Genomic DNA, 26,637 nt, shown 5'->3' with positions numbered 1-26,637 from the left:
GAAGCCAAATAAAATGAAATCAATTTTTGAGAAAGATCTAATCGAGCGATGTACCAAACAAGACCGAAAAGCCCAGTTTGAGCTTTTTGAACGGTACAAGGTAGCGCTGTATTCTTCTGTCTTCAGGATTCTGAACGAAGAAGACATGGCTCATGATGCCCTTCAAGAGGCATTTATCGAAATATTCAAGGGGATCAAGAAATTCCGCGGTGAATCTACGCTAGGATTCTGGATGAAGCGGATAGCCATCAGAAAGGCCATCAAGTTGGCCAAAACCCGAATGCTATTCACTCCACTGGACCAAGTTGCCGAATTACCGGATCACACTCCCCTTGACGGTTGGATTGACGGACAATTATTGGATATCGCAATCAGGGATTTGCCGGCAGGATGCAGGGGTGTCTTTTTACTGATCGAGGTGGAGGGATTTAAACACTCCGAATGTGCCAAATTGCTATCCATCTCGGAAAACACTTCCAAGTCCCAGCTTTCTTACGCCAAAAAGCTACTTCGTGGGAAACTAAATAAACTTATGAAGGCATGAAAAAGCGATTAAACTTACCTGACCACCTGCCAAACAGCAACAGCTGGGAGGCCCTGAGGTCAACATTGGAGGTGGATGCACAACTCAAAAGGGAAGCAGCAAACCTTCCGGAGCATCATCCCGGTAAAAATGTTTGGCCAGCCGTCGAAGCCCAACTCGAGCAAGCGCGAGTGCGAATGGCATGGTGGAAGTGGACAGGAATGGCAGCTGCCATTGCCGGAATAGGGCTGATGATGGTCGTCCTCCTTATGGACAAAAAAGCACCGATCCAGCACGAATACCTGGTCACCTCGATTTCCTCACAAGACATCCCATGGAAGACAACTATGCCCCAAAAGCCTACTTCGCATAAGGAGGAAGCGGGATCTCCAACACCAACGGTAATGTCAGCAAAAGAACCAGTCAATATCCATATACCGCCTGTGTCATTGGACCGATCAGACGTACCACAACTCCATATGCCAATTTTACCTGCCATCTCCCCCGATAAAGGTTCGGGTGCATTGGCAGAAAACACCATGAGTCAAGACACCTTAAAACCGGCCAAATCCTTCCATCAGGTAAACATCTCCTGGGGAATCAATGACCGCATAAAACTAAAAACCGATTATGCTCCCAACACAGCTCGGCAACAACCCAAACTGCATCAGGTAGCCAAGTCACCTGGGAAATTGGTGCTCAGGCTTTCCTCAGAAAAATAGGTTCCATTCGTTTGGCCTTCCTAATTCCAACATATGAACCTTTTAAAACGATGAATCATGTATAAATTAATCATAATTACCGTTTTCGTGACGCTAACGACATCCATCTGCTTTGCACAGGAAGTAGAAAACAGCCTATCCAAAAACCAACAAAAATGGCTGGATACACAATGGCCCATCACCGATACCCTGCAATTCAATTTGCCCAATGAAGGCCAGTTGATATTCTATTATAATGATGAAGAGCTACCTACCGATTCTTTGCAAGCAGCATTGACACCGCTCATCAAACGTGCTACCCGATTCCCTGAATTTGAAAAAGTGGCATATCGATTAGCCAATAATTATAGCACTACAAGCCTTCAAAATGTAAAAAGCAAAATTGACCGTAAATACGGAAGGCATGTCGAGAGTATCGAACTGGGCATTCCTGTTGGGCTGGATTTTACACGGGGAGACTTTACTCCGGAAGTGGGATTCCGGGCCCACCTTGGACTTCCCGGATACAGTATTGGCGCGGCCATTACCAATACCGTCTATTTTCCACAAAAAGTAGAAGGAAAAATCGATGTAATGAGCAATTGGTTTATCAATGGGGAATTCTCCTGGAACAAGGGGAGCAACATCGTCAATAATGAACAAACCATCCAAATTGGTTATTTACTCAATAGCCATCCCAGTGAGCTGTTTAAGGGAACTACCCTCAGGGCCATCTATAGGCACCGGATCAGTAATCACCTGTACATCCAGGCCGGCGTGGTAGCCACTGATAACCTGAACACCTTTTATCCGGTGGTGGGGATAAGGTTTTGGTAACCCAAAGGATTCTTTTGGAATCAGGCGACCGCCAAGTTAATTGCAAAAAACACCTGAAAAACGTACATTAACACTCATAATCAACTACTTATGAAGCGCTCACTAATCATGGCTGTATGTTTTTTGTCCTTGGTTTCGTGCACCAATGATCCTGACCCTACCCCTGCAGCACCAACCCATGAGGCATTATCGGTGCTGGATGAGGAGCTATATACGCCCAACGGTAAAATCAAAGCATCCCGCACCAATCATCTAACGCCCCTCACAGGCTACACATATCGCTACTATGATGCCCGCGGTAACAATGTCCTTCGAGTCCGAATGTCTCCTAAGGATGAAGATACGCTGAGCATCAATATTTTCAAGTTTGATGAGAAGGATAGGGCGATAGAAAATCTATTTTTCACTTATGAGGCTGGAGTGTTTGAATGGACTTCTTCTTTGACAAGTATTTTTTCTGATGACGGGCTTCGAGAGGACGTTTACAAAGCATCCGAGGATGCTAAAGAAGCGTATAGGTACAGCTATATCTATAATGCTGATGGTGGAAAAACGGAATGGCGGTTCGGTTATGAAGAAAACACCGAAAAATACCGCTACGTGTATGAAAACGGACGGATATCCGAGGAACATTGGGTCCTAGAAAACGGCGAAATATTTGAATATTATCAGTACAGGTATCGGGATGATGGCTTACTGGAAGCCCGGGAAACTTCTGGTACAGGCAGAGAAAAGGGGGACGCTACCCAATACGAATACAATGCATCCGGACAACTTATCGAAGTCAGAAATTACGACCAATATTGGAATTTTGCCTATACCGGAATGACTGAATACATATATTACTGACCTATCAAAAAAACACCTGTTTTTTATTATAGCGTAAAAAAGGAGACTGGCTTTATCCAGTCTCCTTTTTTGTTGCGAGGTAGTTACAATTTACCGAATACGATCCACCGATTTTACCAGCATTTCATCCTTGCGGATAAATCGGTTGGCTACGATATTAAAGATCATGGCCGCCACGATGCAGTAAAACCCGACCATAAATGCTCCGCTGGCCGTGGCATTGAATTCCATATTCTCCACATACGTCAGGTAAACAATGAAGCCAAGGTTTACGACCATCACCAGTGAATTGATCATATTCAAAAACATCTGTTTGGTTCTGTTCTTAAATTGGCTGAGGCTGTAAATGGCAATAATGGCTGCCAAAAAGGCCAAAATCCCCAAATAAAAGGTTCCTGTCTGCTCCAGAACTGCACCGGAGACAATATCCGTATGAGTCAAATTCCAAGCTGTCAATTTCAGCATTTCAGTCTGATCAGGATTTACCTGGGTCCAGATAGGAAAGTACGTTTCCAGCAGCATGGCGACAGCTACCAGAAGAAGAAAGATCGTTTGTACGCGTTGTATCATTATCTTGTTTTAAAACTTTTGACAAAGAAACGGGGTAATTTGAATATTCGCAAGCTAGAGGAGGGGTAAGCAGGGCGAACGCATTTAAAAAAGTATCCCAGTTTGAATATATCTGCTGTTCCTAATGTACAAATTGCGGTAAAGTGCCGGCGGCACGATGAATTTAGTAACCTGCGGATTCATCCGCAGGACGTTAAGCACTCATCAGCCTCCAGAAGGAGTGCCAGCGGCACGGATGATAGCCGCCCTACACGAAATTAACACTAAATGCGTTTGCCCTGGAGGGGTAAGGTTGGGAAGGTTAAAAGCGGCAAACTCTGAAAATTAGTAAAACCAGGTCATTTTGCCACTGCAAAATGAAACACATAACAGAAAGTTCATCTATCACAACTGCATTTTCAACATTGCAAACCACCCTGAATAAAGTATCTTTGTAAGTTCATGGAGACAATCAGACGGTACTTTCTGGAAGTGGCTTATAAAGGCACCAATTATCACGGCTGGCAAGTCCAACCCAATGCGGTGACCGTTCAGGAAGCCATTAACAACGCATTAAGTACCATCTTACGCCAGAGAGTGGCAACGATGGGCAGTGGCAGGACAGACACAGGGGTCCACGGGAAGCAGCAATTTTTGCATTTTGACTGGAAAGGAGAGGTGAAAAAAGATAGTTTTCTAAAAAAAATCAATGCTGTCCTGCCGAAGGACATCAGCGCTTATGACCTCAGGGAAGTGCATCCTGAGTCCCATGCGCGGTTTGATGCAGCATGGAGAAGCTATGAATACCATATTTCTTTGCGAAAAAATCCGTTTGAAGAAACGTTGTCTTGGCATTGCTTTTACCGATTGGATGTAGCCAAAATGAACGAAGCGGCAGCTTTGCTATTGCAGCATCGGGATTTTGAGTGCTTCAGTAAGGTAAAGACAGAAGTCAACCATTTTGAATGCGAAATAAAAACCGCTTTTTGGGAACAAAAAGACCATCATTTAGTATTCCATATAACGGCCAATAGGTTTTTGCGGGGAATGGTCAGGGCCATCGTGGGCACCTTGGTAGAAATAGGCAAAGGCCAACTGGACCTATCAGGTTTCCAACAGATTTTGGACAGCCAAGACAGAAGGAAGGCAGGCATAGCCGCTCCACCTCATGGCCTGTTCCTTAGTAGGGTAACCTACCCTGAAAAAATATTCATCTAAAAGACAGTAAATTTTGAGTCTGGAAAAAGAAAATGTAAAAAGCGGAGACATCATCGACACACAGGTGCTCCGTAAGCTATATCAGTTTGTAAGGCCTTACCGCGGTCGGTTCTTCTTTTTGATATTCCTTACGGTTGCCCTTGCTGCCTTGGCGCCTACCAAACCGCTATTTATCCAAAAAGCCATCGATGAACATGTCGCTTTAGGAGATCAGGAAGGCTTATTGCGGATCATTTACCTGTTGATCGGCTTATTGGTTTTACAGGCCGTAGTACAATTTGCGCACACCTACCTTTCCGGATGGATCGGGCAGGTCATCATCCGGGACATCAGGGTCAAGCTATATCGGCACCTGCTCAAAATGCGCCTGAAGTTTTTTGACAACACCCCCATTGGTCGGTTGGTCACCCGGAACATTTCAGATATCGAATCCCTCTCCAATGTTTTCAGTGAAGGGCTTGCCGCGATCATCGGAGACTTGCTCCAGTTATTCACCATTTTGGGTGTAATGTTCTGGGTGGACTGGAAGCTTACACTGGTCAGCCTGAGCACATTGCCACTGCTGATCATTTCGACTTACATCTTCAAGGAAAAGGTAAAGGTAGCCTTTAATGAAGTGAGAAATGCGGTTTCTAACCTTAACTCCTTTCTTCAAGAACATATCACGGGCATGAACATTGTCCAGGTATTCAATAGGGAAGATAGTGAATACAAGAAATTTGACGCCATCAATACCGAACATAAAAAAGCCAATGTCAAATCGGTATTATATTATGCCATCTATTATCCCGTTGCCGAAATTATCCAGGCTGTGGGCATCGGATTGGTCGTCTGGTACGGTGCCACGGGAGTATTTGGTCTGGACCTGAAAGTAGGCGTATTGATCTCCTTCATCATGTATCTGCAGCTGTTCTTTCGCCCCATCCGGATGCTAGCAGACCGGTTCAACACCCTGCAAATGGGTGTGGTAAGCTCCTCCAGGATATTCAAGTTATTGGAAAGTGATGAGCACATCGCCAATGAAGGCCAGTACAGCCCTGAGAAAATCAAAGGAAACATCAAACTGGAGCACGTGTGGTTTGCCTATAATGATGAAGAATGGGTACTGAAAGACATTAACTTCAATGTCAAACATGGAGAAACTGTCGCCTTGGTAGGAGCCACAGGAGCTGGAAAATCCTCCATCATCAACCTGATCAGCCGCTTTTATGAAATCAATAAAGGAACGATCAAAGTAGATGATAAAAACATCCGTGATTTCGAACTGGGAATTCTTCGTCGGCACATTGGCGTGGTGCTTCAGGATGTATTCTTATTTTCTGACACCATCTATTTTAACATTACCCTTGGTAATCCTGATATCACTCGGGAGCAGGTCATGGAAGCAGCAGAACTCGTCGGTGCCAAGAAATTTATCGAAAGACTACCCGGAGGCTTGGATTATAATGTTATGGAGCGCGGAGCCACACTATCAGTAGGACAACGCCAGCTGATTTCGTTTGTCCGTGCCATGGTGTACAATCCCGAAATTATCATTCTTGACGAAGCGACCTCTTCGGTAGATACAGAAACCGAAGAACTTATCCAGAGCGCCATTGAAAAAATGATGAAAGGCAGGACCTCCATCGTCATTGCACACAGGCTTTCTACCATCCAAAAAGCCCACAATATCATTGTGCTTCATAAAGGAGAAATCAAGGAAATGGGCACGCACGATGCATTGCTTGAAAAAGAAGGATACTACGCCCAACTCCATCAAATGCAGCTCAAATCGATGGTTAGCGAATAGGTCTGGGATTGAAGGCCCGAAGCTTTCATCCGGTTTGGGCATCCCCACACCATTGCCAGTAGCACCCCACACCTGATACCACAGGAAGGTAGGGCCATATCATTTTTATATTTTGAGGTCATATTACTATAAAAATGAAGCGACCCTTTCTGTTTTTCTTTAGTCTTTTTTGGCTCGGAATGACCTCAAGTATTGCCCAAAGCCTATCGGCTTACGATCCTGTATGGACGACAATGAGCAAAAACGCCAGTGAATCCATGCCGCTGGGAGGGGGGGATATTGGGATGAATGTTTGGGTAGAAGGTGGAGAGCTACTGTTCTATTTCTCCAGAAGCGGGACCTTTGATGAGCACAATACCTTTTTAAAACTGGGCAGGGTGCGGGTATCCCTTACACCTAACCCATTTGATGAAGAGGATACATTTCGTCAAGCGCTAAACCTCCAGGAAGGGAGCATACGAGTTACCGGAAAAATCGATAACAAAGAAGTCACCATCGACCTGTGGGTGGATGTACTCCGTCCGGTTATTCATGTGGAAGTGGATGGTGATACACCTACTTACTTGGAGGTGGCTTATGAGAATTGGCGTTACAAAAACCGTCCGGTAAAAGGTGCTGCCAATAATGCGAATTCCTACAAATGGGCTCCACAGGGAGAAGTCATCACCTATCAGGACAGCATTGATTTTCAGAATAGTGGGGTGCTGTTTTATCATCACAATCGAGAGAAAACGGTATTTGATGTGGCAGTGGCGCAACAAAAAATGGCTTCGGTCAAGCGTCAAATGATGAATCCTATCGGCAACCTTATTTTCGGAGGAGTATTGGAAGGGAATAATTTGATCCGCCAGGGCGTAAAAAACGGCCGCTACCAAGACACCGATTTCAAGGCTTATCCGTTAAAAAGCATTAGTCCTCGACAGCATCATTCCTTTGAGATTTACCTTCATACGGATCAAACTGCTTCGGTAGAAAAGTGGAAATCGGGACTGGATAGCTTGGTGAAAACGGCAAAAATAGCCTCTTCTGAAGCTAGAAAAAACACAAAAGCTTGGTGGAAGGATTATTGGAAACGGAGCTATGTGGTCACTGATCCCCAACAAAAGGCATCCAATGATACGGTTTGGCAAATAGGCAGAAATTACCAGCTCTTTCGTTACATGCTCGGCTGCAATGCTTACGGCAGCTATCCGACCAAATTTAACGGAGGACTGTTCACCGTTGATCCGGTCTATACGAAACCAGATATGCCTTTCACCCCAGACCATCGCAACTGGGGCGGAGGGACGATGACCGCCCAGAACCAACGGCTAGTGTACTTCCCCATGCTTCGCTCAGGGGATTTTGACCTGATGAAGCCCCAGTTTGACTTTTACCTGCGGATGCTGAAGAACGCCGAGCTAAGAAGCCAGGTGTATTGGGAACATGAGGGAGCCAGTTTTACGGAGCAAATCGAAAATTATGGATTGCCCAATCCAGCAGAATACAATTGGAAACGGCCTGATGACTATGACCCGGGAATGCAGTACAACGCTTGGCTCGAATATCAGTGGGACACGGTATTGGAGTTTTGCCTGATGATGTTAGAGCAAGAGCGGTATGCGGGCAAGGATATTTCCGAATACATCCCATTTATCGAAAGCTGTTTACGGTTTTTTGATCAGCACTATCAATACCTTGCTCAGCAAAGGGGAGCCAAGTCACTTGACGAAAACGGGAATTTGGTATTGTATCCAGGCTCCGCAAACGAAACGTACAAAATGGCCTACAATGCGAATTCGACCATTTCAGCCCTTCAGACGGTATTAAAAAGATTGATCGCTTCTCCATCGGCAGACAGCATTGCCACGTGGCAAAAGATGCTGGAGAGGATCCCGTCACTAAGCTTCCGGGAATTGAATGGCCACCGCATGCTTGCTCCTGCCAAGCTGTGGGAACGCATCAATAATACGGAAGTGCCGCAGTTGTACCCTGTGTATCCATGGGGAATTTACGGGATCGGCCGCCCCGACCTGCAGGTCGCCACCAATACATACCTATACGACCCTGATGCCCTCGAATTCAGAAGCCACATAGGATGGAAACAGGACAATATTTTTGCCGCCAGATTGGGGCTGACCGCAGAGGCTGCCAAGTGGACATTGAAGAAAATGGGAGATTCCGGAAGGCGGTTCCCTGCATTTTGGGGACCGGGATTTGACTGGGTGCCAGATCACAACTGGGGAGGATCAGGCATGATCGGTATGCAGGAAATGCTGTTGCAGACCGATGATAAAAACATCTATCTTTTCCCTGCTTGGCCAAAAGACTGGGATGTACGTTTCAAACTGCATGCTCCCCATCAAACGACCGTGGAAGCTGTATTGGAAGGTGGCCAACTCAAAGAATTGAATGTCCTGCCCAAAGAACGAGAGGCGGATATTGTGAATATGCTGGGATGGGATTTAGAAAAGAAGGCAGGTTTCAAGTAGAAAGATTAGGTAAAAGAGCCACGAGTAACCAGTAAAGAAAGTTAGCAAAAAATAGCGTTGAATCGGAGACTCAACCTCTGCAGTCCCACGTCAGAGACGATGGGACAACGTTAAACCCGGAATATGCATTAGCCTATCTGTTGCGACCTGAAACTGCTTCAAAATCAGTCGTTTCACTTTAGTTTTCGGCATAACCGTAGCGGTGCTACGCTAATGCCTCCAAACTAACTGATTTTCTTGCACTTTCAGCTCTCACTACGATTCCCAACGCATAATCCGGGTTAAATCGTGGTTGGGCCGAGTCTCTGTCTCAAATAAAAACGAAATAAAATAAGTAACATGAACCTAAAATATGTAATCGCAGGAATTGGGTTGGGTATATTTTCACACCAAACAGGAATCGCGCAAGAAAAGGCCCTAGTCGATCATTCCCAAAGCCCATATGCCAAGCTCAAAAGTGTCAACCTTCAGGATGTCTCTTGGACAGATGGTTTTTGGAGGGATAAGTTTAAGATCAGCAGGGAACGCACCATGCCGTTTATGTGGGATTTGTACCATGATGCGGATAAAAACCACGCGGTAAGGAATTTTGAAATTGCGGCTGGTGAAATGAAAGGCAAACATGACGGTCCATCCTTCCATGATGGTGATTTCTACAAGGTTTTTGAAGGCATGGCCGCTCTATATGCGGAAACCCAAGACCCCAAAATAGACGTGCAGATGGACGAAGCAATTGCCCTGATCGCTAAGACACAACGAGAAGATGGCTATTTGCATACACCTGTGCTTATTGAAGAGCGATGGGGGACATTAGGTGACGAATACCTTCAGAAGCAATTAGGGTTCGAAAAATACAATATGGGCCACCTGATGACAGCAGCCTGCATACATTACCGGGCGACAGGCAAAGACAACTTCCTTAAAGTGGCAAAGGGCGTAGCAGATTTCCTATATGATTTTTATAAAGAGGCCTCCCCAGAACTCGCTCGAAATGCCATTTGTCCCAGTCATTATATGGGGGTGGTGGAAATGTATCGCACGACACATGATGCACGCTATTTGGAGCTGGCAAAAAACCTGATAGACATTCGTGGCAAAACCAACGACGGTACTGACGACAACCAGGATCGGGTACCTTTCCGAGAGCAAACAGAAGCCATGGGGCATGCCGTACGCGCCAATTACCTTTACGCTGGAGTGGCTGATCTCTATGCCGAAACCGGAGAGGAAAAGCTGCTCCAAAACCTGGAATCCATTTGGGAAGATGTGGTCTATCGAAAAATGTATGTAACCGGTGGTTGTGGAGCACTTTACGATGGCGTCAGCCCCAATGGCACTTCCTATAACCCAACAGAGGTACAGAAAATCCATCAAGCCTACGGCAAGCCCTATGAGCTACCAAATGCTGCTGCCCATAACGAGACCTGCGCCAATATCGGCAATGTGCTCTGGAATTGGCGTATGTTGCAACTGACCGGCGAAGCAAAATATATGGATGTCATCGAGCTTAACTTGTACAATAGTATCCTTTCAGGAATCAGCTTGCAGGGAACGGAGTTTTTCTATACTAATCCGCTCAGCGCCAAAAAGGACTTGCCCTATCACCTGAGGTGGCCAAACACCCGAGAAGGCTATATCGCACTATCCAATTGCTGCCCTCCCAATGTCGCCAGGACTTTGGCAGAAGTGGCCAATTATGCATATAACACCTCTGAGGAGGGATTATTCGTTAATTTATATGGCAGCAATAAGCTGAATACCACATTGCCCAATGGTCAGGAATTAGTAGTCAACCAAACTACTGCTTATCCTTGGGACGAAACCATTTCGCTGGATTTTGAGAAGGTGCCTGCTGATGATTTTTCCGTTTTTTTGAGAATCCCCGGCTGGTGTGGCCAAGCGTCATTGGTCGTGAACGGTGAGAAACAGCCCATCGACCTGATTTCGGGTCAGTATGCAGAAATCAATCGAAAATGGAAGAAAGGAGACCATATTTCGCTTACCTTGACGATGCCCGTGAAATACCTTGAAGCCAACCCGCTCGTGGAAGAAGCTCGTGGCCAAGTGGCGGTCAAAAGAGGCCCCGTGGTGTACTGTGTAGAATCCATGGATCTACCAGAGGGCCGTTCAGTAGATGATGTCGTAATCTCTCTTTCAGAGCCGCTTTCACCTGAAAAATTCACCATTGGCAACAGTGAATTGATCAGCCTTTCCGGCCAAGTATATTATAAGTCAGAAGACCATTGGCAAAACCGGTTATATAGGGAAGTTTCGGAAAGCACCTATGAGAAAGGACGTATCCGCCTAATCCCTTATTACAGCTGGGCAAACCGTGGTGATGGTGAAATGATGGTGTGGTTGCCTTATGAGAAAAACTAGACCGGGAAAAATACGACAGGATTCCCCTTAAGTACAAAACGCCAAGTGAAAAGGCATAAAGCACATTCCTCTCCGCTTTAGCACCGAGGAATGTGCTTTCTATTTTACAGATTGTCAATCAACTTCCAGTTCCCTTTCTCCACAAAAACACCGGCAAAGCCAAAAACACCCCCACCATGCTGAACACCAGCCCACCGATGGTGCCAATGGCCAGGGAAAACCAGAAAATCTCGTTCTGCCCTTCCATGATAAACGGGATCAATCCAAAGCAGGTGGAAAGCACCGTCAGCAGGATCGGGATGGCCTTGCCCGCGACAGCCTTTAGCACGTTGCGGTTATAGCGGCCGGTTGGGCGGTTGTTGAGGTCGTTTACGATAAAGATGGCCGCATTCACGGCCAATCCCCCCAGCATTACAAAGGCGGCATAGCCGCCCTGGTCAAAGTAAAAATCAAACAACGAAAAGATCAAAAACAGCCCGATAAAGGCAACGGGAATCACGGCAATGATATAAAACGGCTGCTTCAGGTTTTCGAAGAGCACCCCACAGATAAAGAAAATCGCCACGATGAGTACCAGCAACAGCGTGTATTGCCGCTTGGCCTTGTCATAGCCCCAATAGTAGGATGAGGTCTCTGCCGAATAACCAATGGGCATACTGGCCTTCATTTCTTCCAACACCCCGTCCAGGTACTCGCTGCCAAACTTCCGCGAGCCCATGTACTCAAAGGCCACCCTGCGGATGTACTGACGGTCTTCCTTGTGCAGGGAATTGGTCGTGGTTTCCTTCTTCAGGCTGCCCAAACTGGACACCTTGAACATCCGGTCTTCCCCACTGATCAGCGTGGTCTCTTCCAGGTCAAAACGGGAAAAACCCTCCGAATCCTCCTCCCGTACCATCACGCCGTAGTTGGTATCGTCCAGACTCAGGTAAAGTGAAGTGCGCGTGGGCTTGGAGACCGCCTCCAAAGCACTGATCACCTCGTACTGGTTGACACGCTGCAGGGCCAATTGCTGCGGATCAAACCGCAGTACAAACTCCTCGGAGGTCCTTTCCCCATAGCCCATCCGTTCGTTGGTGTTCACCTCTTGAATGCGCTTGTGCCGCAGCAGCTTTTCGGCGAGCACCTCCGACTGCCGCTCCAGTTCGTCAAAATTGTACCCCTTCATCATGACCGTAAAGGATGGAATTCCCTCTCCACCGGGGCCGGCAGAGAAGCCCTGCCCCACACCATAAATGCTCCAGTTGGCCCCGCTCCAGTCGGTGGCCTTTACCGACAGCCGCCCTTTCAGCTGATAGGGAAGGGCGGAATTTTCATAGGCATCCTCAAAAGTGATGGTGATCGAAGCATACTGCCCGGAGGATACGTTGCTGACAAACTTGTCCACGCCTTTCACCCCATCCAGGAATTTCTCAAACTCCCGTACGATAAAATCCATCTGGTCCAGCGTATTGCCAAAAGGCAGCCGGATATTGACATACAAACGGGTCTGTGCCGCTTCCCGGTACCCCGATTTCTCAAAAACCCCACGAACAAACATGCGCAAAGATCCTCCCAATGCCTTGTCCACATAGGGCCGGATATCCTCTTGGTAAACCGTGCTGCCAACGGTCTTGTTGTACCATTCCTGTCCTTCCCATTTGGCCGGAAGGTAAAAAACGGGCAGGCCAAAGAGCAATACGAGCAAGGTGATCAGAGTTTTCCGGAACCGGGCCACAAAGCCGATCATGCCTATATACCTCCTGAACCAGGCCGCCCTTTTCCGCAACTCCGGCAAGGTCAGCTTTCGTCCCTCCTTTGCCCTCTCGCCAAACAACAGCCCGTACATGGCCGGGGTAAACAACAGTGCCACCAGCAGGGACACCGCCAGCATCACCGCCACCACCACGGCAAAGTCCGTCAGGTTACGCTGGTCTTCCTCTGGCAGCAGGAACACCATCAGCAATGCCGCGATCGTCGTGAAGGATGCGGCCAAAAGCGCCAGAAAAACCTTCCTGTTGCGGTGCTTGTGCAGGTGGTCGATCATGATGATGGCATTGTCCACGATCAGCCCAAAGGAAATCGTCAGCCCGGCAATGCTGTACAGGTGCAGGTGGGTTCCCAATGCATACAGGATGATCCCGGTGACGCTCAAGTTGACCAGGATCCCAAGGAAAAGCACCGTCAGGTACCGCCAGTTGCGGTTGATCAGAAAGATAAAGACCACCAATATCAGGATGGAAAGTCCGGAACGTTGGTAGATTTTATGGAGTTCCTTGGACAGGAATTCGGTATCGTCCTGCTCCAGGCGCACATCATAGCCTGCCGGCAACAATTGTCCGGCCTGGCCGACAGCCTCCCGTAGTTTTTTGGCCAGTACCACCTTGTTCACCCCGGGCCGGCTGGTGATGCTCATGGTCACCGAGTTGTTGCCATTGATCCGGTAGTAGCGGCTGGGTTCGGCCTCTTCCAGGGTCAGCCTGGCCAGGTCGCGGAGAAAGACATCCTTCCCCCCACGACTGGTGATCCGCAGGTTTTCCAATTGCTCCAAACTGGTCAGGCTGCGGTCAAGTTGGATGAACAGCGCTTCACCCTGGTGGTTTACCGCCATCCCCGGATAGCCCGTTCCGAAAGCATTGCGCAGCACTCCCATCAGCATTCCCCGGGTAAGGCCCATTGCCTGTAGTTTTTGGATGTCGTAGGTCACATAAAGCTGCAGGTCGTTGGCTCCGTACACTTGGATTTCCTCCACTTCGTCAAACCGCGTGAGCACGGATTTCAACACGTCCTCGGTCACCTTCTTGATCTCAAAGGGCGCAAAGGGCGCGTTGATGCTGTACTGGAGAATGGGCGGCTCCTCATTGCGCTGGGCAGATTGGTAGATCAGCGGATAGCTTACCTTTTGGTCCAGGGACGGATATACCTGCCGGATCAGGGCGGCCACCTCGAATTTCTTGAACTCCATGTCCGTGTGCTTGTCAAAGCGCAAGGTGATCCGGCCGTTGTTATAGTTGGACACCGACTCGATCTTCTTCAGCTCGGACAACTGTGAAAACAGCCCTTCCAGCGGGGCCGTACCGAGCTTCTCCACCAGCTCCGGTGCTGCCTGCGGCACGGCAAACGAGACACTCAGCACAGGCTGCTGTTCACGCGGGTTCAGCTCCACGGTCAGCCGTGGCACCAGCGCAAAGCCGATGATGGCCAGCACAAAAAACGATATCGTGATCCTGAATGGACTCATTTTTTAGATAGAAGATTCAAGATGAAAGAATCAAGACAAATCTTTTCTCTTTGTTCTTTCCTCTTGGCTCTTTACTCTTTCTTCTTATAAACTGCTCGATTAATCTTTATACTAATATTTTGCTAATTGATACTTTGTCATCTGTTAGGCTTTAGTAGTGAGATAAGAACAGTGAGTGGGCTGATTTCTATCTATCATCAAAATTCGCTGTTCGTCGCCATACAATTAACCCCTCCTAACCTCCCCTACAAGGGGAGGAACAATGTCAATACTCGTATCTCACTACTTGATACTTGATACTTTTTCACTCTCTCAATCCCCCTAAAAGAGGAACTTTTCGCACTCTCTCTTCTCCAATCAATCTTTGTTCTTTCCTCTTGGCTCTTTATTCTTTCTTCTAATAAACTGCTCGATTAATCTTTATACTAATTATTTTGCTACTTGATACTTTGTCAGCTGTTAGGCTTTAGTAGTGAGATAAGAGCAGGGAGTGGGCTGATTTTTATCCATCATCAAAATTCGCTGTTCGTCGCCATACAATTAACCCCTCCTAACCTCCCCTACAAGGGGAGGAACAATGTCAATACTCGTATCTCACTACTTGATATTTTTTCACTCTCTCAATCCCCTAAAAGAGGAACTTTTCGCACTCTCTCTTCTCCAATCAATCTTTGTTCTTTCCTCTTGACTCTTTACTCCAATCTTGATACTAGCTACTTGCTACTTTCTCCCTACTTACTGCCCAATACGCCAGCGGCACAAAATACAGTGCCGTCAGCGTGCCGATGGTGAGGCCGCCGATGACACTGAAGACCAAGGGCCGCTGCAGGTCTGCTCCAAGTCCGGAGCTGAACACCACCGGTAGCAGCGCCAGGATGGTGGTGATCGAGGTCATCAGGATGGGCTTTAGGCGGATTTCCCCGGCCTTGTACAGTGCCCGGTCAAGGATTTCCGTGTCGGTTTCTCCTGAATGCTCCGAGGCATAGCGCTCCCGCAGCCGGTTGACGGTATCGATCTTCAGGATGGCGTCATTGACCATGATGCCCAGCATGACCACCAGGCCAATAGCGGACATCACGTTCAGGGAAGTGCCCGTCAGCCAGAGCATCAGCAGCGCCCCGCCAATGCCCAACGGCAGGGTAAAGATCACGATCAGCGGCTGTACAAAACTCTCAAACTGTGCGGCCAGGATGAAGTACAGCAGCAGCACCGACACGCCAAGGATCCCCATCAACTGCCGGATATTTTCCCGGTCCCTGAAGTATTGTCCTGCAAAGGACACGCTTAAATTCTTTCCACGACCCCATTCCCTCAGTTTGCTTTCCTGCTTCTCCGGATGGGCGCCCGTCAAACTGACCGATTGATAGATGCCCGTCTTGTCCGCGGTGACATACTTGTAGTGGCTTTCATAACCTACCCTGATAAAATTGTCGAGCGCGTAGCGCTGGCCTTCCTTGCCTTCCAGGTGGTTGCTGCGGAGAATGTCCATAAAATCCGATGTATTGCCTTCCAGCCGGATGGGCGTCACCTCACTGAAACGCTTGATCTCATCGATGGTATAGCGGCCAAACAGCCTTTCGATCTCACCGGTCAGCGCACCGATATCGATCCCGTACAGGGCCAGCCTTTCCAGGTCAATGCGGAACAGCACCGCGGATTCCTCCTGCAGCCCGGGCCCTTTTTTCCAATGGGTCACCGGCAGCTCTTCCAGCCAGGGCCCCATCTCCGCTGCGGGAACCGGCCGCTTGCTTTCCAGCTCCTTCCAGCGCATTTCGTAATGGGGAATGTCAGAAGCAAACAACTGGTCAAAGGCATTGGGGGCATCGCTGATCTCCACGGCGGCCCGGGGATAGTCCCTCGCCAGCATTTTTTCCAAACGGGCCGTCTGTTTCTCCTTGGACAGCTCGTCCTTGAAATCCAGGTACACCGTGGCCTGTTGCACGGAATTCTCCCCGTCAAAGAGCAAAAACTGCCGCACGCCCACATCCGCTTCTGCCTGTTCAAAATCCCCTTCCAAGCTGGCCATGACGCCCTTTACGCGGTCACGGTTTTCCTCCACGCCGATGGGCTCGTTCCAGTCCACCTCCAGCACGGCATCCTTCTTGGCAATGGGCGGCAGCCCTTCCGTGGGCAAAACGGTCCCCACCAACAAAAACACCGGGATCAGCGCAAAGAGCAGTGCCAAACTCCACTTCCTGTTGGCCATGACCATTTGGTAGCCCATTTTGTACAGCTTTGTGATCTTCCTGAAAAATGGGCTGTCCTCGCGGTTGCCTTCCCAGGCTTTACGGGCAAAGAACACCCGGTACAGCAGTGGCAGCAGCACAAAGGCCACCACCAGCGACACGAACAGGATCGCCGCCACCGAGACCGCCTGGTCCAGGAACAGGGCGCCGGAAATCCCGCTCAGAAATACCAGCGGCACAAAGACCGCCAAGGTGGTCAGCACCGAGCTGATCAGTGCGGACATCACCTCGTTCACCCCCTGCACGCAGGCCTCGAAAAGGGGAAGTCCCTCTTGGCGCTTTCGGGTGATATTGTCCAGGACGATGATGGCGTTGTCGATCAGCATGCCCAGCCCAAGGGCCAGGCCGCTCAGGGAGATGACGTTGATGGAGATACCTGCCGCCTGGAAGACCAAAAAACTGATCACCAGCGATGTAGGCAGGCTCAGGCCAATGATTACCGGCATGCGGTAGTTGCCCATAAAGATAAAGAGCACCCCAAAAGCGAAGATCCCCCCAAAGAGCAGGCTGGTCTGCAGATTGGTGATCCCGGCATTGAGCAGGGTGCTCTGGTCCTGGGTCATGGCAAAATCCACCTGCGGATAATCCTGCTTGAAATGGTCCACAGATCCCCGGACCTTTTCCATGAGTTCGTTCATCTTGGCCGCCGCCTGCTTGTGGACCGTGATCACCAATCCTTCCTTGGGTCCATAAAGGTGGTACCCCAACGTCTCTCCCATACGGTATCCTACCTCGGCCACCTTGCCCAACTGTACAGAGCGGCCTTCCGGCCCACTGACAGGAAGGTTTTCGATGTCCTCCGGCGTATCTACGCGTGTGGCCAGCCGCAGGAAGTAGCGGTACTGGCCGTCCCTGACACTGATGCCGGGGAGCTCGCGGTTGCCGGAGGTGATGGCATTGACCACATCCTGCTCGCCCAGGCCCAGCCCTGCCAGCACGGCCTTGTCCGGGCGGACGGTGATCACCCGTTCCTGCTTGCCGTTGATGTCCACCAGGGAAATCCCTTCCAGCTGTTCGATGCGCTTTTTAAGGACATTTTCGGCCAGCTTGGTCACCTCGGCGTAGTCTGTTCCTTCCTTGGGCACCACTTGGATGCGGACCATGGGAATGTCATTGGTGTTGATGCGGATGACCTGGGGGCGGGAAAGTTCTTCGGGAAGGCTGTTGGTCAATCGGTCGATCTTTTCGTTCACTTCGATATAGGCCAGCTCCATGGAAGTGCCGTAGGCAAACTGCAGCCGTACAGTGCCCGTTTCGCTGCCGGCCTTGCTCTGCATGTCCTCCAGACCGTTCAGGGTAATAAGGCTTTCCCGCACCGGGCGCAGCACGTTCTGTTCGATGGCCTCGGGCGAGGCATTGGGGTAGTTCACCTTGACCACAATCTGCGGCACATCGATGGGCGGCAGCAGCGAGACAGGAAGCTTCGTGAAGGCGATCAGGCTGAACACCATCAGGGCCACAAAGACCATGGTCACCGCAATCGGCCGCGCCAATAAAAATCTGACCATGGGCTATTCGTTTTCTTTTGTGATCTGGATCTGTGCCTGGTGCCCCAGCTGCAGGTTGTTGCTGGTGATGACGGTTTCCCCGTCCTTGACGCCGTCAAGAACTTCTATCTCGCGGCCATTGTCCTTGCCTACCTCCACGTAGTTCCACTTGGCCTCCTGGCCGTTGACGGTAAAGACCACCGGGCGACCGGAGCGATAGACCAGTGCCTGCTTGGGCACCACCACATTGTCCGACTGCGGGGCACGGATCACTGCGCGAGCGTTCATGCCGGGAAGCAGTTTCTGGGTACCTGCCAGCTTGATGCCCACTTCCACCAAGCCATTTTCGTCCACCTTGGGGTTGATGCTGCCCACCTTGCCGGACAGTGTGCCCGTGCCGGCAGAAACGGGATAGACCTCCGCCGTCTGGCCGAGGGAAATAAAGGGAATGTCGGATTCGAGCACCTTTACACTGAGCAGCAGGTTATGGGTATTGAGCACTTCGCAAAGTTCCTCTCCCGCATTGACGAGGCTGCCGGGCTTCAACTGCAGGTCGGCCACCTTGCCGGAGATGGGAGCCTTGATGGTGGCCTTGGCCAGCTCCAGCTCCGCTTCCTTCAGTTCGATCTCTGCGGACAGCAGGCCGCTACTGGCCTTCAACTGCTCGTCAAGCTGGCCAATATGATCTTGGTCCTCTCCCTCCAGGATGGAGCCGAAACCCAGCTTTTCGCTGTTGTAGGATGCCTGCGCATTTTTGAGCTGCACCAGGGCCTTTTCCTTTCTGAAAACATTGTCAGTATTGTCCAGACGGGCGATGACCGTCCCGGCCTCCACATACTGGCCCTCCTGGACGTTCAGCTCCTTGAGGTAACCCTGCCGCTCGATGACCACCATTACCTGCTGGCCTGCCTCCACCTTCCCCGAGGCATTGATCAGGTAGTCAAAAGAGCGCTTCTCGGCCTTGGCCACCGTCACCTTGGTGGCGGACACTTCATTGCGCATGGATTCGAGGGGGATTTCCTCTTGTTTCTCCGTACTGTTTTCACAGGAAAAAAGAAACGGTAAAACCAGCAGTAAAAATAAACTGTTTGCATTCATGGAAAAGATAATAAAATGTTGACTTCTTCAATTAACTAAAATTTTAATTAAAAGCAAAGGGAGATTTGTGGCTTTTCTAAAGAAGAAAGGATGATTTTAATGTCCCGACTCCTCCTATGCCAAACATAAGGTTCATTTCATGTTTTATATTTAGCTTCTATTTTCGCAATATATCGGATCTTCCAAACTGGAAAAATATAGGATGGATACGCTTTTGCCATTTATTAGACCTAATTTATCTGAAAAGGAAGTGTTCTGGTGGAGATATTTCCTAAACAATATTTTTCCAGAAATCAATTCTACTTTATTCGTCATATGAAAATAGTACTACATTAGGGTCTTCTTCGTGGAAGCTCACGCAATAAAACATCTTCTCCTCCTCATCCACTGTAAACGACAGTATCGAATAATCCAGGATATATTCATTTCGAACATTTCCATTATAATCAAATTCAAATATTCTAGATTCCTGCTTTTCTATGCTCTCCTTATCGGTAAATCCGCAATACAGCGCAAAAATCGAAGACTTTCCAAAAAACAAGCCTCTATAATGGGTCTCGTCTGATTTCATTAATGGATAATCAAATCCTCGACTATTATCAATTTCGAATTCAGGGTCTATATTTTCTGGCCCTCTTATGGACAAAACCTTACCCGTTTCACGATTTAGGATATCTATATAGTCTCTCTGAACTCCACAGATTCCAAAAAAAATTCTATCCGCAGATCCAATTAGCTTTCCTTGGTTTACAACAAACAGGATAAATGAAGAGAAACTTTCCTCTGACATATGCTCCCACTTACCATAAGTGTTTATTAAATCCCCATTCCAGTTATATTCCAAAAATTTGTATTCGCTATCCATTGCCATCGCCATAAAGGTCGAGTCTGTGATGGGGACGAAATTCGTTGCTGATGCCAAGGCGTCCGTTTGTTTTATCTGGTTTACGGCGAGTTTACTGGTATCATTGTAGAGATTAAATTTATTGAAGGTTCTTCCTTCATTATCATACACCCAAAAATCCCCCTTGCTCAGCCCCTTGTGCAAAAAATTACTTCTGGATATCTCTCCAGGACCAAAGCCATCTTTCCCCATGCTCTTCACATAGGTTAGTGCTTCTTTGTCATATACATAGAAAATATCGTTCAAGCCGTTTTCGCAAACTAAGATATAGTCCTCATTTACCATAATGTACCGAGGCTCCAAGAATTCCCCAAAATCAAGTTTTTCTCCTTTCAGGAACTTTGTATTTAGAATATCATCCCTCATAAAAACCTTGACTTCATAGTTAGGGAATACTTCTTCTTTCTCTTGCGTGCAAGAAAAAAGAAGCAAAAGACACATCAATAAACTTAATTTTCTCATTATTTTTTGTTTAAAAAAGCCCGACCAGAACAAAAGTACTTTCTAGTCGGGCAAGCATTCAAATTAACTACAGGTACTCGCTCCACTTTTCCAAATGGAATCGGCGAAGGATATATTGTCAGGATGATAGCATGTCTTATCCTTCATTTGACAACATACTCCTCCTCCAGTGGTCTGAGCCTCCGCATCAAAAGTCTGAAAAACACCTACGCCCATGGCAGCTACACTCGCAGCCATCACTACTTTTGGTAACATTCTTTTCTTTTTCATCTTTTAAATTGTTTTTTGGTTAAAGAATTGATTTACACCGACAACCTAAACAAAATATCAATACAAAAGGGACAGTGTACCGGTATAACCCGTGAGCGTAGGGTTTCAACTCGTGAACGTAGAAATCTTAGATGATGTTAAATCAGCTCTTTGCATTTACTAAATACAAACATTGGTAGGTTTCTTTCCGTCCCGCTACTACCCAGTCCCTTTCGGCTCCGCTAAGGGGACGGGGGTTAATCACCAAGGTTTGTTACAGAACCTAAAAGGATCAAAGGCATTGTACAGCTTCAATCCAAAGTGGTCAAAAATATTTTGAATCCGCTCCTTTTGGCTATAATCAATGCCATCAATATTTTTGTAAAGTTGTTTTATAGGACTGTTTTCCAGTCGTCCCCGCAAATTCGTCTCGCTGGGAGCCCTTAATGGAATGCGTGACATTACTTTCGAAATATGTTTATAGGGAATGATCCGTCCTAAAAGCGAACGGAGTTGTTTCCGGGGATCGATGATCAAATCTTCATAATAGACCACATCTACCATATCCCGTAATCCTGGATTTTCCAAAACCGGCATATTATTGATGCACCAAAGGACGATCTTATACTCCAAATCATTTTGAGCTTGTTGCATCATCTCCCTATGTTGTGTGAAACGGGCATTGTTAATACACGGCGGAATTTCACCATAATCATTGACTCCGCTTCCAAACGCCATAAGCTGCGAAAGACTGGTATCTAAAGGATGCCTCACCAGTAGCACAGGTTTATGCTTGAACTTGACGTGTTGGCACATCCAAGGGAGCAGCAAGTTGGCCCTGACAAATTTGGTCAGAACCAATTTTCCACTTACTAAGTCTTCTATGGAATTCTTGCCAATCGTCCAATCGGAATACTTTCTGAGGGACAATATATCCCTGATACAGTCCACATATTCTGCATGCTTATCTTCAATTGGAATATAAGGCCGGTCTCCCCAATTCAAAGCGACAGGAACTACTCCCCTTTCCTCATGTAGCGGTTCCCAATTGATAATGGAACCGGGGATATGACCGAGGAGTTCCATTAGCCAGGTACTCCCACTTCTGGCTTCGCCGAAAATTACCAGGCTATCCTCTGGTAGAAAATGCTTACTCGCCAATATCCCTTCTAAATGCTTCATATTCATTGATTGCTTTACGTATTGCTTTCATTCTCCTAACAGCTAACTGATAGGCCAATTTTTCATTCATAAAAATGGTTCTCTCCTTAAAATCCACCAACCTTACCTTTTGTAAATTCACGATGGTGTTTCTATTGATCCGTATAAAGTACGGCGGCAATTCTCCCTCTATTTCATTTAACGGCTTACTACAGCAAAAGTCCTTGCCACAGACGGTATGACAGACCAAATAGTAATCTTTCACCTCCAGAGAAAGTATCCGTTCCAATGGGATGTTGGCAGCACTTGTTTCGTTTCTCAAAAAAAGTTGTTCCAAATATTTTGTTTTGGATTAGATAAATTCTCATACAAGAAAAAAAAAAACGATAGTAGCAAATACCCCATGTGGGGTATTTTAAGAAAAAACAAATAAATCATAAGCATATGTAATATTATATACTTTTACAATCATCAAAAAACAATTTTTCAAAACATTAAAAGCTTGTAGTATGAAATTTTTTACCAAGCATAACGAAGAGGACTGGACTTGGCACACCCAAAAAATCCTCTTCGTTTGCAGCAAGCTGAATCCGCACTTCCCCCATTTGCCTCCCTTTCTTTCCATCAACTTTTTCGTAAATTGTTTACATTACCAAAAAAGACTCCCACCATGATCATTACACATGACATCAGGTTGAGCCGCATAGTCAGGGGGACCTGGAAAAACACGATTTTGGTCGCCTTGACCTGCTCGATGGCTTATTTCTTCTACCGGTATTTTATCCAGTACCACTTCGAAATGCCCTCCATCATCCCCTCTATCCTGGGCACGGCCCTGGCCTTTTTTATAGGTTTTAACAATAACCAGTCCTATGACCGCTGGTGGGAAGCACGAAAAATATGGGGTGCCATGGTCAATAGCTCTCGCACGTGGGCAAGACATGCCCTCCTGTTCCCCATCCCCACAGACCAAATCAAAGGGCAGCACTTACAGCTGATGAAAGAATATGCCATCAAACGTCATATTGCCTTCCTGTATGCTCTAAAGGAAAAGCTGCGTGGAACAAACGACCATGAGTACAAAAAATACCTCATACAAAGCGATCTCGATATCATCAAAAACGAAAGTAATATACACAATGCCATCCTAAGTCTTCAGACTATGGAACTCAAAACCTGGCGAAAAGAAAAACTTATAGATGGTTTCGAATTTTTGGAGCTCAACAGGGAAATCACCCGGTTCTGCGACGAGATGGGCAAATCAGAACGGATCAAAAACACCGTCTTCCCCACTTCCTATAATTACTATACCAAGGCCTTTATTTGGCTTTTTAACATTGCCTTTACACTGGCAGTAGCGCCCACGGTAGGCTGGCGCGCCATTCTTTTTGGCACCATCATTGGCTATGTCTTCCATACCATTCACTTTATCGGCCAAGCCATTTTAAATCCATTTGAGCCCATCCCCACCGGAATCCCCCTGGACCAGATCACCCGTACCATCGAAATCAATCTACTGGAAATGATCCATGAAGAACACATCCCCGATCCCGTCAGCCCCATCAATGACGAATATGTGATGTAAGGGGGAAAGGTTGGAAGGTTTCAATGTAGATAGGTTGGAAGGTGGAGCCAATATATCGTTAGAAACTCCCTTAGTCAAGCAACTACCCCCCCTTTTAGGAGGCCAGGGGGAAGAACAAGTCGAAAGGTTTCAATGTAGAAAAGTTTGAAGGTGAAGCCAATATATCGTTAGAAACTCCCTTAGCTAGGCAACTATCCCCCCTTTTAGGGGGCCAGGGGTAAGAACAAGTCGAAAGGTTCAATGTAGAAAAGTTTGAAGGTGAAGCCGCCATATCGACAAGAAACTCCCTTAGTCAAGCAACTCCCCCCCTTTTAGGGGGCCAGGGGGTAAGAACAAGTCGAAAGGTTTCAATGTAGATAGGTTGGAAGGTGGAGCCAATATATCGTTAGAAACTCCCTTAGTCAAGCAACTACCCCCCCTTTTAGGAGGCCAGGGGGAAGAACAAGTCGAAAGGTTTCAATGTAGAAAAGTTTGAAGGTGAAGCCGCCATATCGACAAGAAACTCCCTTAGTCAAGCAACTATTCCCCCTTTTAGGAGGCCAGGGGGTAAGAACAAGTCGAAAGGTTCAATGTAGAAAAGTTTGAAGGTGAAGCCGCCATATCGACAAGAAACTCCCTTAGCCAAGCAACTCCCCCCTTTTAGGGGGCCAGGGGGTAAAAAGCCAGGGGATCAAAAGGCCAGGGGGTCAAAAGGCCAAGCAAAAATCACGGTAGTATCTTTTTCGACCGCGATGGGCTTGAGGTACATTCTCAGCCTTAGGCCGGTGGGGACATCATCTTCATAATAATCCATCAGCCGGGCTATCCCCTGCGGTTTTAATACACTGATGGCCACGGGTGCCAGCCCCATCTGGATCATGCCGAGCTTTCTTGCGGCACCCTTTGCCAAGTCGATGGTGCGCTTGGAGTTTTGGGGCAGGCGGTCATTTACCTTCACGATGATTTCCTTACCGTTTCGGAGATTTGTCACCCGTACCATCGTGCCAAAGGGCAGGTTTTTATGCGCCGCAGTCATTCCTTCCATGTCAAAGATCTCACCATTGGCTGTCTTCCTGTTATGGAAAAAGCGACCATAGTAACTTGCTATCCCCTCTTCTATCACCAATGTAGAATCCACTCCCAAATCGGTCGGCTGCGCCAACAATCTCCCTATCCCTAACACACTCAATAACAGGGACAAAAACAATATTTTCCTCATAAACATCGGCTTCACAATTTAAATGCCAGATTTTCAAACGGGTATCATAAACCCACATGCACAAACCGTACGCAAATGACCAATACTTGCCTACTGTCCCAAAGACAAGCAAACTTTCCCTGCTACAGAAATGCCTCGCCATTACTGCTTGGAGCGGACAAAACAGCAGGGAAATCGCTTTTAAACTATTAGTAAGGACATGTCAGCCTGAGCCCCTCGACAAGCTCAGGATAAACTAAAGTCGAAGACTAGACGTTGGACCTCGACTCCGTTCGGTCTGACGCTTTTTGCCTGAATTAAACAACTCCATGACGTCATAAATACGTTTGCCCTGGACAAAACGGCCATGTAATGCAGTATATTCTGGACAGTGAATATATTGGGCTTTTCGCACTTTTGATCCACTATTTGGTTTGCTTACCAATATTTAAGCCCCTAAATTTAATCTGATTTTCTATTAAAACGAAAAACCGACCTTTTTAAAATATGTTAAAGCTCTTACATTCAGCTGATTGGCATTTAGGAAAACGCCTTCAAGAATATTCCAGACTGCCGGAGCAACAGCTGGTACTGGAGGAGATGATCGCCATTGCAGATCGTGAAGCGGTGGACTTGGTCTTGCTGGCCGGAGACATCTTTGACAGTTTCAATCCCAGCCATGAGGCGGTAGAGCTGCTTTACAAAACCCTTCGCAGACTCTCCAAGGACGGTAAAAGGCCGGTGATCGCTATCTCTGGCAACCACGACAGCACCCAGTTCATCAGTGCCCCTGATCCGCTGGCCAGGGAATTGGGCATTCTTTTTTACAGCAGCTATGAGCAAGTGGTCACGCCTGGGAAGTTGGACAGCGGCCTGGAAATCAAGCAGTCTTCCCCAGGATTTGTGGAGCTTAAATTGCCACACCACCCTTTTCCAGTGCGCATTATCCTGGCGCCCTATGCCAACGAAGTGCTCTTGAAAACATACTTGGGAGAAGAAGACAAAGAGGCTGCTTTACGGGAAGTGCTGGACAAAAAGTGGAATGCTCTCGCAAACCAGTACTGTGATGATGCCGGGGTCAATCTTTTTATGGGCCACTTCTTCTTTATGAGGGAAGGTGAAAAACCCGAAGCCGAACCCGAAAGTGAACGACCTATCTTACACGTGGGAGGGACCCAAGCCCTTTACACCCACATGATCCCCGACAGTATCCAGTATGCGGCGCTAGGCCACCTTCACCGCTATCATGCCGTGGACAAGCAGCCCTGTCCTGTGGTGTACAGTAGTTCTCCCTTAGCCTATAGCTTTAGCGAAGCCAATCAGGAAAAACAGGTGGTTTTGGTAGAAGTCAAACCCAATAACCCCGCCCAATACCATCCTATTGCCCTCAAGAAAGGACGACCACTTTATCAGAAGACGTTTTCCGATTTGGCCGATACACTCACTTGGCTGGAAGAAAACCCTTACTGCTTCGTAGAAATCATCTATGAAACCGCCACCTCGATCGATGCGGAAACCCGAAAGACCATCATGAAAGCCCACGATGGCATTGTCAATCTGATCCCCCGACTTACCGGCCAACAGGACAGGGATGGGACAGGTCTGCAGGCAGCGGACTTGGGCAAAGACATGGGGACGCTCTTCGCCCGCTTTTACCAAAGCGCCAAAGGTGTAGCCCCAAACAAAGAGATCAGTGCACTTTTTAACGAAATCATCAGTCAAAACGAATAGA

The 26,637-nt window shown here is 47.7% G+C and carries 19 protein-coding genes; 10 read left to right on the top strand and 9 right to left on the bottom strand.

What is annotated here, in order from left to right; translation table 11 throughout:
• Positions 1 to 13: 13 nt before the first annotated feature.
• The 4 genes from FDP09_RS07880 (at position 14) to FDP09_RS07865 (ending at position 2,910) form a co-directional block, all read left to right on the top strand.
• Positions 14 to 544, top strand: a complete 531-nt coding sequence (locus FDP09_RS07880) for an RNA polymerase sigma factor (RefSeq protein ID WP_137402149.1) — start codon at positions 14 to 16, stop codon at positions 542 to 544.
• Complete coding sequence (locus FDP09_RS07875; protein ID WP_137402148.1) at positions 541 to 1,245, top strand: hypothetical protein; 705 nt, start codon at positions 541 to 543, stop codon at positions 1,243 to 1,245. Before FDP09_RS07880 ends, FDP09_RS07875 begins: the two co-directional genes overlap by 4 nt.
• A gap of 57 nt (positions 1,246 to 1,302) precedes the next feature.
• Positions 1,303 to 2,061, top strand: coding sequence for a hypothetical protein (locus tag FDP09_RS07870; RefSeq protein WP_137402147.1), 759 nt, complete (start codon positions 1,303 to 1,305; stop codon positions 2,059 to 2,061).
• A gap of 90 nt (positions 2,062 to 2,151) precedes the next feature.
• Complete coding sequence (locus FDP09_RS07865) at positions 2,152 to 2,910, top strand: hypothetical protein (protein WP_137402146.1); 759 nt, start codon at positions 2,152 to 2,154, stop codon at positions 2,908 to 2,910.
• Between the two features lie 90 nt (positions 2,911 to 3,000).
• Here FDP09_RS07865 and FDP09_RS07860 read toward each other — a convergent pair whose 3' ends face one another.
• Positions 3,001 to 3,480 (bottom strand): DUF4293 domain-containing protein, encoded by a 480-nt coding sequence (locus FDP09_RS07860; protein WP_137402145.1) that lies wholly within the window; start codon positions 3,478 to 3,480, stop codon positions 3,001 to 3,003.
• Between the two features lie 441 nt (positions 3,481 to 3,921).
• On the opposite strand from FDP09_RS07860, the gene truA reads away from it, so the two are divergent.
• From truA to FDP09_RS07840, 4 genes are all read left to right on the top strand, one after another.
• Positions 3,922 to 4,677, top strand: coding sequence for a tRNA pseudouridine(38-40) synthase TruA (gene truA / locus FDP09_RS07855; RefSeq protein ID WP_137402144.1), 756 nt, complete (start codon positions 3,922 to 3,924; stop codon positions 4,675 to 4,677).
• Between the two features lie 13 nt (positions 4,678 to 4,690).
• Entirely contained in the window at positions 4,691 to 6,466 is a 1,776-nt protein-coding gene (locus tag FDP09_RS07850; protein WP_137402143.1) for an ABC transporter ATP-binding protein, read from the top strand.
• A 134-nt stretch (positions 6,467 to 6,600) separates the two neighbouring features.
• Positions 6,601 to 8,937: a DUF5703 domain-containing protein gene (locus FDP09_RS07845; RefSeq protein WP_137402142.1), complete on the top strand. Its 2,337-nt coding sequence runs from the start codon at positions 6,601 to 6,603 to the stop codon at positions 8,935 to 8,937.
• Between the two features lie 339 nt (positions 8,938 to 9,276).
• Positions 9,277 to 11,316: an aceric acid hydrolase gene (locus FDP09_RS07840; protein ID WP_137402141.1), complete on the top strand. Its 2,040-nt coding sequence runs from the start codon at positions 9,277 to 9,279 to the stop codon at positions 11,314 to 11,316.
• A 118-nt stretch (positions 11,317 to 11,434) separates the two neighbouring features.
• On the opposite strand, the gene FDP09_RS07835 is transcribed toward FDP09_RS07840, so the two are convergent.
• From FDP09_RS07835 to FDP09_RS07805, 7 genes are all read right to left on the bottom strand, one after another.
• A complete protein-coding gene (locus tag FDP09_RS07835) occupies positions 11,435 to 14,536 on the bottom strand; it encodes an efflux RND transporter permease subunit (protein ID WP_137402140.1) in 3,102 nt (1,033 codons plus the stop codon).
• Between the two features lie 709 nt (positions 14,537 to 15,245).
• Positions 15,246 to 18,290 (bottom strand): efflux RND transporter permease subunit, encoded by a 3,045-nt coding sequence (locus FDP09_RS07830; protein ID WP_137402139.1) that lies wholly within the window; start codon positions 18,288 to 18,290, stop codon positions 15,246 to 15,248.
• A gap of 3 nt (positions 18,291 to 18,293) precedes the next feature.
• Entirely contained in the window at positions 18,294 to 19,367 is a 1,074-nt protein-coding gene (locus FDP09_RS07825; RefSeq protein ID WP_137402138.1) for an efflux RND transporter periplasmic adaptor subunit, read from the bottom strand.
• Positions 19,368 to 19,671: 304 nt separating this feature from the next.
• Positions 19,672 to 20,733, bottom strand: coding sequence for a BF3164 family lipoprotein (locus tag FDP09_RS07820; protein ID WP_137402137.1), 1,062 nt, complete (start codon positions 20,731 to 20,733; stop codon positions 19,672 to 19,674).
• Between the two features lie 63 nt (positions 20,734 to 20,796).
• Entirely contained in the window at positions 20,797 to 21,003 is a 207-nt protein-coding gene (locus tag FDP09_RS07815) for a hypothetical protein (RefSeq protein WP_137402136.1), read from the bottom strand.
• Between the two features lie 240 nt (positions 21,004 to 21,243).
• A complete protein-coding gene (locus tag FDP09_RS07810; protein ID WP_137402135.1) occupies positions 21,244 to 22,164 on the bottom strand; it encodes a sulfotransferase in 921 nt (306 codons plus the stop codon).
• On the bottom strand, positions 22,133 to 22,480 hold the full coding sequence (locus FDP09_RS07805; protein WP_137402134.1) for a LytTR family DNA-binding domain-containing protein: 348 nt from the start codon (positions 22,478 to 22,480) through the stop codon (positions 22,133 to 22,135). Before FDP09_RS07805 ends, FDP09_RS07810 begins: the two co-directional genes overlap by 32 nt.
• Positions 22,481 to 22,813: 333 nt before the next feature.
• On the opposite strand from FDP09_RS07805, the gene FDP09_RS07800 reads away from it, so the two are divergent.
• Positions 22,814 to 23,728, top strand: coding sequence for a bestrophin family protein (locus FDP09_RS07800; RefSeq protein ID WP_137402133.1), 915 nt, complete (start codon positions 22,814 to 22,816; stop codon positions 23,726 to 23,728).
• A 670-nt stretch (positions 23,729 to 24,398) separates the two neighbouring features.
• On the opposite strand, the gene FDP09_RS07795 is transcribed toward FDP09_RS07800, so the two are convergent.
• Positions 24,399 to 24,926, bottom strand: coding sequence for a septal ring lytic transglycosylase RlpA family protein (locus tag FDP09_RS07795; RefSeq protein WP_308420989.1), 528 nt, complete (start codon positions 24,924 to 24,926; stop codon positions 24,399 to 24,401).
• A 486-nt stretch (positions 24,927 to 25,412) separates the two neighbouring features.
• Between FDP09_RS07795 and FDP09_RS07790 the strand changes: the two genes are divergently transcribed.
• Complete coding sequence (locus tag FDP09_RS07790) at positions 25,413 to 26,636, top strand: metallophosphoesterase family protein (RefSeq protein ID WP_137402131.1); 1,224 nt, start codon at positions 25,413 to 25,415, stop codon at positions 26,634 to 26,636.
• Position 26,637: the final 1 nt, after the last annotated feature.

This window comes from Echinicola rosea, assembly GCF_005281475.1.
In the GTDB taxonomy this organism is placed as follows: Bacteria; Bacteroidota; Bacteroidia; order Cytophagales; family Cyclobacteriaceae; genus Echinicola; species Echinicola rosea.
The sequence above is the reverse complement of the archived record's forward strand: the minus strand, read 5'-3'. Positions and strand labels throughout refer to the sequence as shown.